This window comes from Campylobacter coli (assembly GCF_009730395.1).
GTDB lineage: Bacteria > Campylobacterota > Campylobacteria > Campylobacterales > Campylobacteraceae > Campylobacter_D > Campylobacter_D coli.
Genome location: NZ_CP046317.1, coordinates 1,258,441 through 1,275,733 on the forward strand (window position 1 = coordinate 1,258,441; position 17,293 = coordinate 1,275,733).

9 protein-coding genes and 1 pseudogene are annotated in these 17,293 nt (G+C 30.3%); 3 read left to right on the top strand and 7 right to left on the bottom strand.

All coding sequences use genetic code 11. The features are described from left to right. Positions 1-57: 57 nt before the first annotated feature. The 7 genes and pseudogenes from FOC43_RS06395 to FOC43_RS06425 all read right to left on the bottom strand — a co-directional run bounded on the left by FOC43_RS06395 (position 58) and on the right by FOC43_RS06425 (position 14,322). Positions 58-1,161 (bottom strand): DNA adenine methylase, encoded by a 1,104-nt coding sequence (locus FOC43_RS06395; protein WP_002777944.1) that lies wholly within the window; start codon positions 1,159-1,161, stop codon positions 58-60. Between the two features lie 39 nt (positions 1,162-1,200). Continuing rightward, positions 1,201-1,719: a translation initiation factor IF-3 gene (gene infC / locus FOC43_RS06400; protein WP_002781867.1), complete on the bottom strand. Its 519-nt coding sequence runs from the start codon at positions 1,717-1,719 to the stop codon at positions 1,201-1,203. Continuing rightward, positions 1,716-3,524, bottom strand: coding sequence for a threonine--tRNA ligase (gene thrS, locus FOC43_RS06405; RefSeq protein ID WP_002777939.1), 1,809 nt, complete (start codon positions 3,522-3,524; stop codon positions 1,716-1,718). The genes infC and thrS overlap by 4 nt, the downstream gene beginning before the upstream one ends. 131 nt (positions 3,525-3,655) lie before the next feature. Further along, the gene (locus tag FOC43_RS06410; RefSeq protein WP_002781863.1) at positions 3,656-4,459 is read right to left on the bottom strand and encodes an undecaprenyl-diphosphate phosphatase; all 804 of its coding nucleotides are present in this window, start codon (positions 4,457-4,459) and stop codon (positions 3,656-3,658) included. Between the two features lie 286 nt (positions 4,460-4,745). Next, a pseudogene (locus tag FOC43_RS06415) lies at positions 4,746-6,736 on the bottom strand (OPT family oligopeptide transporter). A 103-nt stretch (positions 6,737-6,839) separates the two neighbouring features. After that, complete coding sequence (pbpC, locus tag FOC43_RS06420) at positions 6,840-9,062, bottom strand: penicillin-binding protein 1C (RefSeq protein ID WP_002790233.1); 2,223 nt, start codon at positions 9,060-9,062, stop codon at positions 6,840-6,842. Positions 9,063-9,069: 7 nt separating this feature from the next. Next, positions 9,070-14,322 (bottom strand): alpha-2-macroglobulin family protein, encoded by a 5,253-nt coding sequence (locus FOC43_RS06425; RefSeq protein ID WP_004284746.1) that lies wholly within the window; start codon positions 14,320-14,322, stop codon positions 9,070-9,072. 183 nt (positions 14,323-14,505) lie between these two features. Between FOC43_RS06425 and FOC43_RS06430 the strand changes: the two genes are divergently transcribed. The 3 genes from FOC43_RS06430 (at position 14,506) to FOC43_RS06440 (ending at position 17,291) form a co-directional block, all read left to right on the top strand. Further along, positions 14,506-14,859: a hypothetical protein gene (locus FOC43_RS06430; protein WP_002777931.1), complete on the top strand. Its 354-nt coding sequence runs from the start codon at positions 14,506-14,508 to the stop codon at positions 14,857-14,859. A gap of 102 nt (positions 14,860-14,961) precedes the next feature. Then, positions 14,962-16,110 carry a hypothetical protein gene (locus FOC43_RS06435; RefSeq protein WP_002787562.1) on the top strand — a complete coding sequence of 383 codons (1,149 nt, stop codon included), beginning with the start codon at positions 14,962-14,964 and terminating at the stop codon, positions 16,108-16,110. After that, entirely contained in the window at positions 16,110-17,291 is a 1,182-nt protein-coding gene (locus tag FOC43_RS06440) for a replication-associated recombination protein A (protein ID WP_002781850.1), read from the top strand. Before FOC43_RS06435 ends, FOC43_RS06440 begins: the two co-directional genes overlap by 1 nt. Positions 17,292-17,293: the final 2 nt, after the last annotated feature.

Genomic DNA, 17,293 nt, shown 5'->3' on the forward strand with positions numbered 1-17,293 from the left:
TATACAAAGACAATGGACGCTAAGATTTGCTACTAGATTTTAATGCCTTTTGATGGATTAATAAATTAAATATTTTTTTTTAAGTATGTATAATTGTTCGTGTATATGAATGGAACGATTTTTAAGATTGCGAGAGGCTCTAAAGGTCGGGTATTTTTGCTCTAAAATTTGACATTTACCTAAGCTTTGCAAACGCTTTAGAAATTTTTCTTTCTTTACAAAACCCTCACAATTATAAGAAAGCAAAATGATTTTGGCTTTTAAATCATTGATAAGCTCAAACAAAGCATCTTCTGCTTGTTTTTCTTTATTAAAAATACTTCGGTTCCAATCTCTTGGTATACCAGAAATCTTTGAAATTTCATCAGGCCTTTGATAATTTGCGATTAAATTAAGCATAAAATAATTCGAACTATAAGGGTGTTGATTATAAGGAGGATCAAGATAAGCCACATCGATATTTTCAAGCTCTTTTGCAAGTAAGTTAGCATCCTTTTGCACCACTTCAAATTCACAAGAAAAATTTGAAAAAATAGGCATTTTAAGCTCGATATCACCTTTGATACGCTTTAAGGCATTTTGCGCCTCTCCACCAAATTTACCCACTCCATCTCTACCCTTATAAAAACCCTTAAAAACTCCACTAGTATTTGAATGCACACTTGCTTCATAGATTAAAGGCGCTATAAAAAAATGCTTTAACTCTTCAGGAATTTCCTTTTCGATTTTTTGTCTTAAAGTATCAAGATATAAAGCATTTTTAAGAGTATAAAAAACGCGTTCATCTTTTTGGATGCAAGCCTCATTCTTTGGAGCATAGAGTTCACTTATAAAACCTGCTTGAAATTCTAAATTTTGGGTTAAAATTTTATGATAATGTTTTAAAAGCTCGGTTAAATTTTTATCTTTATTAGAAAGATAACATTTGTTGATAAGTTTGGAATAATTTTCTAAATCATTGGCTAAAATATAATTTGAGTGTGCTTTTGCAAAACGACTTACAACACCTGAGCCACTAAATATATCACAAAAACTAAATTTATCTTTACCAAGTTCTTTTTTAGCTACCTTAAAGCCCTTATTTAAAAATCCTAAAAGTGCTCTTTTATTGCCTAAATAAGTAATGATTTGTTCTTTTAAAAAAGAGGGATTTTCCTTCAAAATTTTTAAACCTTTAAAAAGCTTATCTGTAAAAACAGATTAAGCTTTTTTTGGAGTTACAAGCATATTAACATAGCGTCCTTCAAAATTTGGCTCTTTATCACGATTAGCATCATTCTCTATCATAGTCCAAATTTTTTCAAGCAAAGCTACACCTGCTTCAGGAGTCGCCATTTCACGCCCTTTTAAGAACACACGAAATCTCACATGCTTACCTTGTTCTAAAAATTCTAAAGCATGTTTTACTTTGTAATTTATATCATTTTGAGCAATTTTCACAGAAAGTTTAATCTCTTTAATATCGATTACTTTTTGTTTTTTCTTTGCTTCTTTTTGCTTTTTTTCTTGCTGATAACGGAATTTTCCATAATCCATAATCTTACAAACAGGTGGCTTTGCATCTGCAGCTATCATTACAAGATCAAGTCCTAAACGATTTGCAATCTCTAAAGCTTCATCACTGCTGATAATGCCATATGCTTTGCCATCATCACCTATACATCTGATTTCGTCCGCTCTAATTTCTTCGTTGAGCAATACTTCTTTTTCTTTACTCAAAAATGTACCTCACTCATTTTCTCCTTAACTAATTTAATAAATTCGTCCAAGCTAAGATTTTTTTGTTCTTTAGCTCTTCTATCTCTTAAAGCAACGCTTCGCTTTGCCACCTCTTCATCGCCCAAAACTAAAATCATAGGTAATTTTTGTTTTTCAGCAGTGCGAATTTTCTTACTTAAGCTCTCATTTTTCTCATATACTTCGCTATCGATATTTAATTCTAGCAAGGCTCTTTGAATTTCTTTCGCATAAGCAATATGAGAATCAGAAATCGGCACTATACCCACTGCGGTTGGTGCGATAAAAAATGGAAACTCCCCTGCGCAATGTTCAGTTAAAATTCCTATAAATCTTTCAAAAGAACCTAAAATCGCACGATGCAACATTACAGGCTGCTTTTTCTCATTGTTACTATCTGTGTATTCTAGCTTAAAGCGTTCAGGAAGATTAAAATCTACTTGTATGGTACCACACTGCCATTTTCTTTTTAAAGCGTCAGTGATTTTAATATCGATTTTTGGCCCATAAAAAGCACCTCCACCCTCATCAATGCCATATTTTAAGCCTTGTTCATCTAAGGCTTCTTTTAAAGCTTTAGTAGCTGTGTCCCAAATTTCATCATCGCCTATAGCTTTAGCAGGTTTGGTTGAAATTTCCATCTCATAACTAAAGTCAAATAATTTCATCAAATTATCAACAAAGGCTAAAATTTCAAGCACTTGCTCTTTGATTTGACTTGGCATACAAAAGATATGCGCATCATCTTGAGTGAATTCTCTTACCCTAAAAAGTCCGTGTAAAACGCCACTTTTTTCATGTCTATGTACCACGCCATATTCAAAAAATTTCAAAGGCAAATCACGATAACTTCTTACATCACTTTGATAAATTTTAATATGCCCCACACAGTTCATAGGCTTAATGCCATATTCTTGTTCATCAATTTGTGTAAAATACATATTTTCTTTATAGTTTGCATAATGCCCGCTAATCTTCCATGCATCTGCTTTTAAAAGCTCAGGCCCACGCACAGGCTCATAACCACGCAAGCGATGAATTTTATAAAGCATATGTTCAAGTTTAGATCTAAGTCTTGCACCATTACTCAACCAAATAGGAAGTCCACCCCCTATCTCATCATCAAAAGTAAAGAGTTTAAGTTCGGTTCCTAATTTTCTATGATCGCGTTTTTTAGCTTCTTCTATGATTCTTAAATGCTCTTTTAAACTCTCTTTATCTGCAAAAGCAGTACCATAAATACGCGTAAGCATTTCTCTTTTTTCATCGCCACCAAGATAAGCTCCCGCGACGCGTGTAAGTGAGAAGTTGCGTAAAAATTTGGTATTAGGCACATGAGGACCACGACAAAGATCCTCAAATTCTCCTTGTTTATAAATACTTACTTTTCCATCAGGAATACGGAGTAAAACTTCTTGTTTTAAATCATCGTCTTTAAATTTAGCAATAGCTTCGTTTTTTGTGATTTCATATTTTTCGATTTCTTGTTTGGCTTCGACTAATTCTTTCATCTTTTTTTCAATTTTTGCTAAATCTTCTTCGCCGATTTTAGAATTCACACGAAAATCATAATAAAAACCATCTTCTATAACAGGACCAACGAAAAATTTAGCCTCAGGATACAAACTCTTAATCGCCTGTGCCATTAAATGCGCACAAGAATGACGGATTACTTCTAAACTTTCTTTAGAATTATCAAAATAAATTTCTTTTAAATCAATAGAATTCTTACTTTGAGAATCAACTATTTTTTCATCATCTAAGTATGCAATAACTTCTTTTTCCATAACTTTTAACCTTATTTTGCTCACTGACTCTGTGAGTGTTTATAAAGTTCTAATTTTAGCTTTCTAAGACTTAATTTTTTTTGAAATTCAGCTTATTTTTAAAAAAATCTTAGAATAAATTTAATATTTGTTTATAACTTAAACTCACTCCCAGAATTTAAAATTCCGCTATAATACAAATAAAAAAATAAAATTCCCAACACTATCCTATAAATTCCAAAAGGAATAAAATCAAATTTTGAAATGAATTTTAAAAAGAATTTAATCACAAAAACCGCTACCACAAAAGCTGTAACAAAGCCTATACTTAAAGGGATTAAAGCATTAGCGTTGCTAAGAAGTTCAGGTTCTTTGTAAATACTATAAGCAGTTGCAACTATCATCGTAGGGATAGCAAGTAAAAAGCTAAATTCAGCTGCTGTTTTGCGGTTAAGTCCTAATAAAAGTCCACCTATAATACTTGCTCCACTTCTTGAAGTACCTGGAATCATTGCTAGAGATTGGATAATACCTATGCAAAAAGCTTGTAAAAAACTCACTTTTTCTAAAGAATTGGTTTTGTATTCTTTATTTTTATGAGCTAATTCAATAACAATAAAAACAATACCACCTAAAATAAGCATCACAACTACTACATAGCCATTAAAAAGCTCTTTTAAATACTTATAAAGCACAAATCCTATAAGCCCTGTAGGAAAAAAACCAACTGCAAGTTTAAACCAAATATCAAGTCCTTTAAAAAGCTTACGCCAAAACACAAAAAGCACTGCTAAAATCGATCCTAGTTGTATAATGATTAAAAAACTTTTCCAAAATTCATTAATATCAATACCTAAAATAGTCGTCCCTAAAATCATATGTCCTGTAGAAGAAATGGGTAAAAATTCAGTCAAACCCTCAATGATTCCTAGTATTAAAGCATGTAAATTATCCATATTTTTCCTTAAAATAAAAAAAGAATTCTACAAACTTTTTTTAAACACGACAAAAATATAAAAACAATTTCTTAAAGCAGACGATAAAAATAAACTATTTGTATGAAAAAGCTGATTAATTTTGAGTTTTATTTCTCATTTTACTGGCTTGGGTAAGAATACAATTTTTTACTATTGGAGCATTTTATACTTTGGATCAAGATATTAAAAATAAAGTTACAAGATAAATAAACTAAGAAGAATTTTATAAAAAATTTAAAATTCTTCTTTATGAATGTTTTAAATTCTAATGAATTTTAACAATACGCTTGATAAAATAAAGTATGACTCCTATGAAAAATATCAAACCTAATAATTCATTATTGTGTATATTTAAAAAGCTTAATTTCAAAGGACTTTCACTTCCGCCCATGCTAACAGAAAAAACAGTAATTGCAGCTATAATAACGCCAAAAATACTTTCCCCTACGATGAGTCCTGAGGCAAATAAAGTCCCTTTTTGTTCATGGGTTGCTATTTTTTCATTTTTGTGAGAATTATTTTGATATTTGTTTGCTAAATATCTCATCACAAAATATTTTAAAATTCCACCAATTACCAAAGGGATATTTACAGATGGTGGCAAATAAATACCAATACCCACAGCCAAAGGTGGTAAGGATAAATTGCCATTTTTTCTTAGTATCTTATCTATAATAATGATAAATATACCTACAACTACTCCAAATGCTATATAACTCCACTCTATATTGTGATTAAAAATTCCTTGTGCTATAGTGCTCATTAAATTTGCCTGAGGAGCTGCAAGCGCAGATGAAAGATCCATACCCTCTCTTGGCATAGCTCCAACAAAACCATAAGCTTGATAGAGTAAATTTAAAACAGGAACTATAGCCAAAGCACCAAAAACACAACCTATTAGCAAAGCAACTTGCTGTTTCCAAGGGGTAGCGCCCACTAAATATCCTGTTTTTAAATCCTGTAAATTATCATTTGAAATAGCAGCAGTTGCTACAATTACGCTTGTAGTAAAAATAGCCAAGGCTATAGCAAATTTAGAAAGCATAGGATCATCAAATAAATTTGCACCCAAAAGTAAAATAACCAAGGATGAAACAATAATCCCAATAAGCCCGATTCCAGAAATAGGACTAGAAGAAGATCCTACAAGTCCTGCCATATATCCGCAAGCTGCTGCAACAAAAAAACCTATTAAAACAGAAACTAAAGTTCCAACAAAGGCAAATAAAATTTGATAATAATTATTTAAATTTGCATCCGATACAAAACTATAAAAAGTAATGAAAAGTCCTATAGTCATAATTATAAAAAGTATAAAAATGCTTTTTAAAGAAAGATCTTAATCGGTGCTTTCTTGGCTTTTTGTATTAGAAATTGTAACATTTTTAATAATTTCTTTAATGCCAGAAATCACTGGTTTTAAAAGTTCTATTAAGGTCCAAAGCGCTGCTATAGCAATAGCTCCAGTACTAATAAGTCTAACTTTAGCCGCCCAAACACTAGAAGCAAGTTCACTAGCATTTTTCACACCATCAAATTCAAAACTTGAAAGATAAGGAGTAAAAACTCCCCATGCTAAAAACATCCCTACAAAAAGTGCTATAGCACCTGCTAAACCTACCAAATATCCTGCTCCTAAAAGCGCTAAAGAATATCCTGCTGAAAAACCAAAGGCCATTTTATTCCAAATAAAAGCCAAACTGCTTTCACTTGCAGCAAGTTTAAAACCATTGCTTAACAAACTAAAAAAACAGCTATAAAAGAGCCTAAGGCTATTTCTTTTACACCCTGTTTGCCTTTTTTATCACTTTGATCTTTATTGGCTACTTTTAAAATTTCAGCTGCTACCCTACCTTCAGGATAAGCAAGTTTACTTTCAACTACCATAGCCCTTCTTAACGGTATGGTAAAAAGCACTCCAAGTCCGCCACCACAAAGACATATCATAAAAGTTTGCCAAAGTGGAAATTCACTCCAATACCCACACATAAAAAGCCCTGGGATAACAAAAATAACTGATGATAAAGTTCCTGCTGCTGAAGCTTGAGTTTGAACCATATTATTTTCTAAAATATTTGAAGTCTTAAAAAGACTCAAAACTGCCATGGAGATGACTACAGCTGGAATTGATGATGAAAAAGTAAGTCCCACTTTTAACCCCAAATATACATTTGAAGCTTTAAAAATAATAGTTAAAATACTTCCCAAAAGCAAACCGCGCAAGGTGAGTTCGAGTAAAGAGTATGTTTTTTGCATATTCCCTCGAATCATTTCATCATAAATTCCTATGATGATAAATTTTAAAAATAATACAAAAAAACTCTTATATTTTTATAAATTTTTAAAATTTGTAAAAAAATTATTTAATTTCAAACCAAACCGTATCTTGCTCACCGCTTTGAGAAATAATAAAAAGCTGATATTTGCCTTCTTTTAAATTTAAATTTTGTGTATTTTCATCTCCCTCATAAATAAGTTTTTGATTTAAATACCAAAAAAGCTTTTCATTATTTAAATTAGCTACTTTTGCCACAAGACCTTTCATTCCATTTAAATCTTTGGCTAAAATAAGTTTTAAATTATCTTTAGGATAGATAATCTTAACACCCTTTTTATTTGAAAATTTAAAATTTCTTTGCTGAAAGAAATGGAGTGCATAAGCAGGAAAATCAAGCTTTATCAATGCTTTTGCATCTTTAAAATGAATATCCTTAGAATCAAGCTCCCTACCTTGATACTCATAAACTTTTTTCAAAAAAGGGGAAGTTCTTAAAATATTTGCCCCTTTAGGATATAAAACATTAATATAACTTGTATTTAAATCCTCATCATATCTATATTTACTGATACTATCTAACTTGATTGTCATCAAATCATCAGGCGGCGCAAATTCCAAATCCACCTCATCTAAAAGTCCTAAAATCTCAAAAAGCAAATCTCCTGCTATACTCACGCCATATAAATTTGCATTAGCTTCACCGCTAAAATTTCCTACCCAAACTCCTAAGGTATATTTTGGAGTTGCGCCCATGGCCCAAGCATCTTTTCTACCATAACTTGTGCCCGTCTTCCAAGAAATAATTTTTTCTTTATTGTAATTTTCTAAACCCACTCTTTGAAGTTCTTTCATTGCTTCTAAGGTTAAATACGCACTACCCTTAGAAAACATTCTTGCTACTCCGCTTAAATTTTCATCTCTTATAAAAGAAAGATTGGCAAGCTCTCCATAATTTGCCAAACCCAAATAAAGTTTTATAAGATCCTCAAGACTCAATTCTTTAGTTCCTAAAATAAGCGAAAGCCCATATCGCTTGTAATTCTCATCTTCAAAATTTAAAAAAGCTTTTAATTTATAAAAAAATTTTTCATAACCATAATCTTGCAAAAGCGATACAAAAGGAACATTCAAAGATCTTTGTAAAGCTTCTTTTGCACTGATTATCCCATAATATTTTTTATTTGCATTTTGGGGATTGAAATTAGAAAAAAAGGTTGGAACATCAAGCAAAATTGAATCCGGTGCGATAATGCCTTCATCAATACTTAAAGCATACAAAAAGGGTTTTAAAGTAGAACCCACACTGCGCTTGGCAATATTTCCATTAATTTGTCCTAAATTTGCCATATCATAAAAATCTTGCGAACCCACATAAGCTAAAACTTTGCGTGTTTTAGTATCGGCTAAAATAATGGCTAAATTTTGTATGCCTTTTTGTTGCAAAGTATAAGAAAATTCTTTAGCCTTTTTTTCGATTTTAAGTTGAATTTTTTTATCTATGCTTGAAAAAATTTCTTTATTATCATCACTTAAAAGTCTTAAAGCAAGATGGGGTGCAATATTTTTGCGAGGCTTAAAATTTGGCAAGGGCTCTTTTAAAGAAAGTTCGTAAATATCTTTGTTGATTAACTTTCTTTCATAAAGTTTTGCTAAAAGTTTGTTGCGTTTATCTAAAAGTTTCGTTTTATTTTTTTCTAAATTAATAAGTCCTGGTTGATTGGGTAAAATCGCAAGCAAAGCAGCTTGAGCCCAAGTTAAATCTTTAGGATTTTTATCAAAATAAAATAAAATAGCAGCTTCATAACCGATTAAATTCCCGCCATAAGGAGCATTGCTTAAATAAAGCTTTAAAATTTCATCCTTACTGAAGGCATTTTCCAAAGCTAAGCTTTGTATAATTTCATTGAATTTATTAAAATAAGTTCTATCTTTTTTATCCCAAAGCTTAATCGTTTGCATACTAATAGTACTTGCACCACTTCTTTGAGTAGAATTAAAATTATTTACAAAAGCCCGCATTAAAGCTAAAAAATCTACTCCAAAATGAGAATAAAATTTCCTATCTTCATAATTAATCACAGAGACTTTCAAACGCTTGGGAATATCAGTGCTCTTGATATGCCATTGCTCTTCATCATTTAAAAAAACACTTAAAATTTCGCCATTTTTATCGTATAAAATCTTACTATAACGGCTTTTAAAATCATCCAGTAAGGTATTTTTATCAAAAGAAAAATATACATAAAAAACATAAGCAAGAAAAAAAAGTAGCAAAAAGCTAAAAATTTTTAAAGCATTTTTCATGTTTTATTTAGCGTTTCACAACTACTTTTTCACTTTCACTTAAAGCTCTATAAGTATCATCATACATCGCTTCTACATAAGCACCACTTAAAGTATAACTTCCTGGAGTTATGGCATTAAGTTTTATATAAAAATGATGCGTGCGATTTTTATTTAAACTAAAAAACCACATGATTTTATCATCCCTAACATCAATAAAATCATAGCTTGAATTTTTAATAAAACTTGGAGTGTTATCATCTAAAAGCGTATTGCTCACTTCCCAACCGCTTGGTAAAATTTGTGTTAAAGCGATATTAGAAACATAATTTGCACCCTCATTTAAGCTCGCTGAAATTCTCATATAAAAGGTTTGTCCAGAACCAATCTCGCTAGGACTGATTTTATTACCCTTTTCATCATAAAAAGCACGATCTAAACTGATTTTATTGCTAAAAGCTGAATTTTCACCCGCTTTTACCCCCTCTACTCCAAAACTTACAAATATGTCTTTATTCGCATTTATAATAGCTTTTTCATTATTGAAAGAAAAAATTTGCATTTGGTTTTGATCGATAGTATGTACTTGATCACCTATTTTTAAAGTCGCATCCATAAAATTTTCATTCATATTTTCTAAATTTGCACCCATGGCTAAAGCATATAAAGCATAGCCTGTACTTTGTGTGGATAAATAATCCTTTGAAAGTAAGGTATAGCTGATTTTTTGAAGTAATTCTTCATTATTAGTGCCATAAATTTGTTTATAAGCATTTGCGATAATAGCCTCATCTCTTATTAAAGAACCATAAGTATAAGAAGAATATTTAGAATCAGGCTCTATAGAAATCTTGCTTGCAATCTGTTTTGCAGTATCTTCAACACCTGCAAGTTTATATGCTGCAGACAATTGCCACTTAGCTTCAGTGCTTAGCGTATTTAAACTATCATAAAGCAAATTCATCTCGCTGATATTAGGTTTTTTTGCCATAGCCAAAAGATATAATGAATTTGCTTTTATATCCATCATATAATCATGATATATACTTTTTTGAACAAAATTTTGCTCATATTTTAACCATCTTTCATACATGGAATCAGGCACAAAATACCCATTTTGCTTAGCTAAAATCAAAAACATTCCCGCATAATTACTTCCCCAAGCATTGCTTTCATCTCCTCCTTGCCAATAAGCAAATCCTCCATCAGCGGTTTGAAAATTGGCATAACGCTCGATGGCTGCATTGATATTATTAATCGCTTTTTGCTTGTCAAATTCCGTGCTAAATTTATCTAAAAAAAGTTGTGGCAAAACTGCTGAGGTAGTTTGTTCTATACAGCCATAAGGATAATTTAACAAATACTTAATTCTTTTATCCATATCTAAAATAGGTGTAGGCGAAAGCTTTAAAGTTGCATTTGTAGTCCCTAAAATATAATCTTTTATAATAAATTCTTTACTTTCTCCTGCTTTAATCAAACTAGTATTATTTTCATATGTATAAGCATTGATAGGTTTGATATCGATTTCAATTTCATTTTTATAAGTATAATTTTCACTTTTTAATTCAAATTCTAAAAGCTCTTTACCAATCCTATTATCACTTACATTTGCATCCATCATCACTTCTAAATTAGTAGCATTTTTAAAGTCTATAGCTTGAGTATCTGGACTTATTTTTATAAGAGAATTTTTACTTCTTACGCTCAAGGTTGCATTTTTAATACGATTTTCTGTTTTAAAAATTTGAGTTAAAAGCGTGAAATTATCGCCTATTTTTAAAGTCCTTGGCAGAGTTTCAAGCAACACAAGAGGTGCACTTACTTGCATATCCTTAGAAATACTACCATAAGCGTCATTTTCATTGGCCACAACCATCACACGAACCAAACCCATATAAGAAGGCATTTTAAATTTAAGTTTTGCAAAGCCTGCTTCATCGCTTCTTGCAGGAGCATTAAAAAGCACTACAGGTTTAAAACGCTGTGCGCTATCATCACGATTTTTATCTGCTCTCAAATTCCCTATCTTTGAAACACTATCGCCTCCGGTAAATTTAGGGATAATTTGACTATAAGTATCATAAGTTTTTAAAGTAAATCCTGTTTTTGCGTAAAAGCCCTCCCAAATATCAGGGGTTTTAAAATCTGTTAAATCAAGAAGTCCTTCATCTACAATAGCCACAGTATAATTAAAAGCTCTTTTATCTTTGCTTTGAATTTCTATCTCAAAATCACTATTAGGTAAAATTTTATCAGGAGTTTTTAATTCTAAATTAAGCTTTGTATTTTCATCTTCTACATACAAAGGAATTATACCAAAAAGCCTTAGGGCACGATCATTATCAATTTTATTATAATCTTGAAATAAACTCACGCTTACATAGATATTTGGTGCATATTCTTTTTTCATCGCCAATTCTATACTCGTGCTTTCACCTTGAGTATCCATCACAAAACGATCAATAATCTTGGAATTAGAACTTAAAGTTATGAGTGCTTTAGCTCCTGCAACACTTTCAAATTCTATTTTTGCACTTTGTCCTATTTTATATTTGTTTTTATCACTTTTAATTTTTAAAGAACTCACCACATCAGCATAGCTTGGCTCTCCCCAAGAGCTTACATAAAAACTTTGCCCTGCGCTTATTCCACTTTCTTTATCTATAAGCTCAATAAACATTTGTCCATAATAATTGCTTGTGTTAAAGCTAAATTTCATAGGCTCGCTAGAGCTAGTAAGCTCCCCTTTTTCAATAAGTTTGGTATTGTGATCTTGCTTAATAGAGCGCAAAAATTCATCATAAGAATCATAATCCCACCACCAATAATAATCATTTTGATAAATTCTATACTCTAAAGTTTTGCCTGAAACTAAATTTTCTTTTAAATCACTTACAATGGCATAAAAATCGATCGTTTCTCCCTCAGATACATAAGAATTTGTCAAAGCTTTCATTCCCACAAAATAATCATAACGATTTAAATTTACATCCCTAACAGCTTTTACAGATCTGCCACCCTTTTCAAAGACTTCTGAAACAATCCTTGCATTAAAATTGTAACCTTGAGAATTTAAAATATTTTCAGGAATTTCAACACTTGATTGCACCCTGCCCTTTTCATCTAAATTTCCCTTATCATCAGCACTTGCTCTGATAATCAATGAACTTGGATTAATAAAAATATAATCTTTATATTTAGAATTATGATAATTCTTTGGAGAAAAATATACAAAACTTTGATATTTTAAATTTGAAGCTAAGGCTCCAAAAAGATATTTTGAAGAAAGCTCATAGTTTAAATTCCCATCATCTAAACTTCTATTTTCATCAGCATTTAATTCTACCTTAATGCGATTTGGCACCACACTTTGAACTAAAATATCTTTGCTAAATTCCACCCCAGCAATATTAAAAATTGCCCTATAAAGTCCATTAATGGCATTTTTATCTAAATGAATTTGCGTATAGTAAATATCATTTTGACTTTTTAAAATTTGATTTTCTATGACTTTTTGATTTTTAGGATTAATTAAAGTAAAACTTATAGGGTGTTTGAGCGGATTTGTATTTTCTCTTGCAACCACACTTAAATGCACACTATCACCCGCTCTATAAACCCCACGATCTGTGTAAATAAACGCCTTTATCATCTCATGATTTTGATCCCCTTCTACATCGTAACCATCTGTGGATAGAGGATTGCTAAATCTTAAAACACTGATTTGATTCTCTTTGCTTGCTAAAATATAGAGTATTTCATCATCTTCTTGAATTTGAAATTTCACATCTCCATTAGAATTGGTATTTTGGCTTTGCAAAATTTGGTTTTGCTTACTTACAAGCTCTATTTTTACATTTTCTAAGGCCTCATTTTTACTAAAGTCTCTTGCGTGAACTACGAGCTGCTTATTTAGGTTTTGAGCACTTAAAGCGATATTAGAAAAAATAAGATTTTTACTGACACTAGCTTTATTTATAATACGATATACATTTTCACCCTTATAATCAAGATCGTTAGCATCAACACTTAAACTCACTGAAAAAATTCCAGTTTTACCTTTTAAATCACTTAAGTCTAAAGCAGTATTTATCCAAGTATTTTTTTGATTTTTAAGCTCTATTTTTTTATCAATGACATTTTTAGCAACATAATTAAAACCATCTGAAGAATAAAACGCTTCTTGAGTGCTATCATCTTTTTTACCCACCAAATTTTTATAACGCAAATACTCACTTATATTGTTTGCAAAAATTTGACTTACTTTTAAATGAATCTTTTTAACATTGCGCGATTTGATATAAACTTGATATTCTGCCCCACTAGGCAAAAATACCCCATCATTTGCAAAAACAAGACTTGGATCTAGGTCTTTTTGTAGGATGATATTTGCTTCTTCACCTTGATTGATTAAGCCTTGATTTGATTTTAAACCTTTTGCGATTTTAACTTTATACTTTTCTCCTGGCTCAAAATTAGCTGAAATTTTTAACTCTTTTCCTATACTCCACGCCCTAAAATTAAGCTCGGGTGATATTTGGATAAAATCTTGAAAGGCTTGATTTTCAGCTAGTTCTTTAGAAAATTTTAAAGTAGCAATTTGATCTTTTTCTTCTGCGCTAATGAGTCTAAAATCATTATTTTTTGATTTGCTAGGAATTTGAAATTGAAGCACTTTGGCTTCTTTAAAACCCATGATTTTTTCATCATAAGTTAAAACAAGTTCTTGAGGTCTATCTAAAAGCTTAATATCATCAGTATCAAGACTAAATTCACCCAAGCTAAAGGCTAAGTCTTTGCCATCTAAAGTGATTTTTAAACCTTCTTGTGTTTTATCTTCAAATTGCCAATTATAAGTGCTTCCAAAGCTATAATTTAAATGCAAATAAGCTTTTTCTTCATCTTGCTCTAATTGAGCTTTATAAGTAAAATTTTCTATCCACCCTGTTTGAAATTCTAAAACAATAGGAATATTTTTATAAATAAATTCTATTTTATAATTTTGATTAGCCTCTAAATAAGTTAAATCTAGTAAAAATCTAGAGTCTGATGCCTTTGTAAGTAGAATTTTTGAATTTTTAGAATTGATTTTTGCATCAATACTCATTTCATCAAAATCAACAATAGCTTCTTTAAATTCAACAAAAATTGCTTCATGATTTTTTAGAAGTCCTTGAGATTGTGCACGAATTAACTCGCTTGAATTCTTATTTTTCTCACCGCCACACGCGATCAATAAAAAAGATAAAATCAAACTAATCAATATATTTTTTAACATTAATATTCCTTTGAAAAATTAAGCTCGACATTATTTAAGATATTCTACTTACTTTTAATTAAAAATTCATTGATATTTTTTAAAAACTCAAATCAAATATCTAAAAAATTATATTTTATCCAATTTCACACTCACTTCACTTAAAAATTTTATAATGTCATCACTTTTAAAAAAGGAGACAAAATGAAAAAAGGTATTTTAATCGCATCAGCACTTTTAACAGGCTCTATGCTTCTTGCAGATAGTGTAAAACTTCAAGGTACTATAGCAGAGGTTTATGATAATAATAAAACTTTACTTATAGATTCAATCTATGGCGGGCAAATGGCTGTAAGGATATTGCCAAATACTGAAATTGATATGGATAATTGTGGGATTTTTGGAATGGATAAACACGGAAAATTCAAAGATTTAAAAGTAGGAGATTTTCTTGAAGTAAAACTTTACTATCCTGGATATTCATCTAATCCTACTCAAGCACCTGCGATTCCTGTGGCAAGAGAAATTGATATAGAGTGTTACAAAAAAGCTTATTAATTTGCTTACTTTTTAGTAAGCAAATTTAATTTCTTCAAAATTTAAACTTTTTTTAGCAAGGAATTTGTAAAATAGTACTTAAATTTGTTTAAGGAAAAAAGATTGAAAAAACTACTTATAATTCCTATTATTATCTTTCTTTGCTTCATTGCGCAAATTTTTTATATGGGACATATTAATGAAAGTTTTTTTTATAATCTTACTCAAACACAAAATCCCTATTATGAGATAAAAAATATCAATTTCCATAAAGGTTTTTTAAATTCAAAGGCTGATTTTACCATAGAAGACAAGTATAATTTAGGTTTAATTTCAAAGCTTGATTTTAAATTTAACAATAATTATTTTTCAAAATTTATAGCACAAGGAAAACTTAGCAATCCCTTCAAACTCTTAGATGATAAATTACAAAATAAAGAATTAGCTTGGTTTAAGATACAATCTATTCAAAATGATCTTAATGTATCAATTCAATTTCAAGATATCAATTTAAGCAATGAAGGTGGAAATGCATTATGGGAAAATGTTTTAACTGAAATTTTACTGGATAAAGAAGATTTAAAAATTAAAGCTATTTATTCAAAAATAGGTCAAGTTGATTTTTCTCAATTTTATGCAAAATTCTATCTAAAAAACCTAGACCATCAACAAAAATTTGAAAAACCTATATCGTTTTCTAATTTAATACAATTTAACGAAAGTGTAGAAGAGTTTAAATTTGATTTTTGCGAAATCAATAATCATACAATCTCTTCATTTTATAATAAAAATATCATTTATTTTGATGATGATAATCAAACCTTGAAAATGCATTCTCAAGGCAAAGCAAATAATCTAAATATAGATTTAACTTCTCAAATTTATCAAAGTATTGATTTTGATCAAATCAATTTTGATCTCATTTATAGTCAAAAAAAACCTGATATTTCTGATGATAAATTGATTTTTAAACCTTCCAATGAAGAATTAAACTTACAAATACAAAATATCACTTTAAAAAAAGATAATCAAGATATAAACATCAAAGGAAATATCTTTTTATCAATGCAAAGTCATAAAGCTCATATTCAAATTTCTAGTTTAAAATCGCCCGATGAAATCTTTACTTGGGGGCAATTTTTTGGAGGCTTAAATCAATACTTTATAAAAAATGAAGAGGGTATGTTTATCATGGATCTTCATTATGATAGTGATACTAAAACTCAGCTTAAAATCAATGGCAATGAATTTACGGATATAAATTTAAACTGATGAGTTTAGCTTTAAATTTTCGTCCCAAAACCCTAGATGAAATTCTAGGCCAACAAGAACTTGTAGAAGTATTTAAAAAATTTATCAGTATGCAAAAACTTCCCCATAGTTTATTTTTTGGACCTGCAGGATGTGGAAAAACAACCTTTGCTAGAGTTGTAGCTAAGGATTTTGGGCTTGATTTTTATGAATTTGATGGTGGAAATTTCAAACTTGAGGATTTAAGAAAAATCATAGAAAATTACAAAAACAGCCTTTATAAACCTCTTATTTTTATCGATGAAATTCATCGCTTGAGTAAAACTCAACAAGAAATGCTTTTAATTCCTATGGAAAATTATCGCTGCATTGTTATAGGTGCAAGTACTGAAAATCCTTATTTTGTTTTAAGTTCAGGCATTAGAAGTCGCTCTATGCTTTTTGAATTTAAAAATCTTGGGCAAAAAGATTTAGAACTTTTATTAGAGCGAGTACAACAAAAAATAGCATTTAAAATAGAAGATAATGCTAAAGAATTTTTACTAAAAAGCTTCGATGCTAGAGCAATGTTAAATTTACTTGAATTTGCTTTGGTTTTAAATGAAAAAGAAATCACTTTAGAAAATTTAAAAAAACTTCGCAACGGAGTAAATAGCGAGGGTGTAAGCTCAAAAGATACTCATTATATTTTAGCAAGTGCTCTTATTAAAAGTTTGCGCGGAAGCGATGTGGATGCTGCTATTTATTATCTTGCTCGTTTAATTGATGCAGGAGAAAGTGCTGATTTTATCGCTAGGCGTTTGATTATCTTTGCAAGTGAAGATATATCCAATGCCGATCCTAATGCTTTAAATTTAGCCGTTTCTACTCTTACCGCAGTAAAAAATATCGGCTATCCTGAAGCAAGAATTATACTTTCTCAATGCGCTGTCTATCTAGCAAGTGCTCCAAAATCAAATTCAAGCTATAATGCTATAAACAAGGCCTTAGATTATGTAAAAAACAATCCTGCACTTGAAATCCCCAATTATTTAAACAATAATCATCCTGAAAAGAAAAATTACCTTTATCCGCACAATTTTGGCGGATGGGTGAAGCAAAACTACCTGAGTGCAAATTTAAAATTCTATGAAAGCAAGGGCATAGGAGAAGAAGCGAGATTGCTTGAAAATTTAAGCAAATTAAAAAACATCAAGTCCTGATT

Bases quoted from the DNA above. Each gene is read 5' to 3' on its own strand.
- thrS (WP_002777939.1), bottom strand. From the start codon at position 3,524: ATGGAAAAAGAAGTTATTGCATACTTAGATGATGAAAAAATAGTTGAT.
- FOC43_RS06410 (WP_002781863.1), bottom strand. From the start codon at position 4,459: ATGGATAATTTACATGCTTTAATACTAGGAATCATTGAGGGTTTGACT.
- pbpC (WP_002790233.1), bottom strand. From the start codon at position 9,062: ATGAAAAATGCTTTAAAAATTTTTAGCTTTTTGCTACTTTTTTTTCTT.
- FOC43_RS06425 (WP_004284746.1), bottom strand. From the start codon at position 14,322: ATGTTAAAAAATATATTGATTAGTTTGATTTTATCTTTTTTATTGATC.
- FOC43_RS06430 (WP_002777931.1), top strand. From the start codon at position 14,506: ATGAAAAAAGGTATTTTAATCGCATCAGCACTTTTAACAGGCTCTATG.
- FOC43_RS06440 (WP_002781850.1), top strand. From the start codon at position 16,110: ATGAGTTTAGCTTTAAATTTTCGTCCCAAAACCCTAGATGAAATTCTA.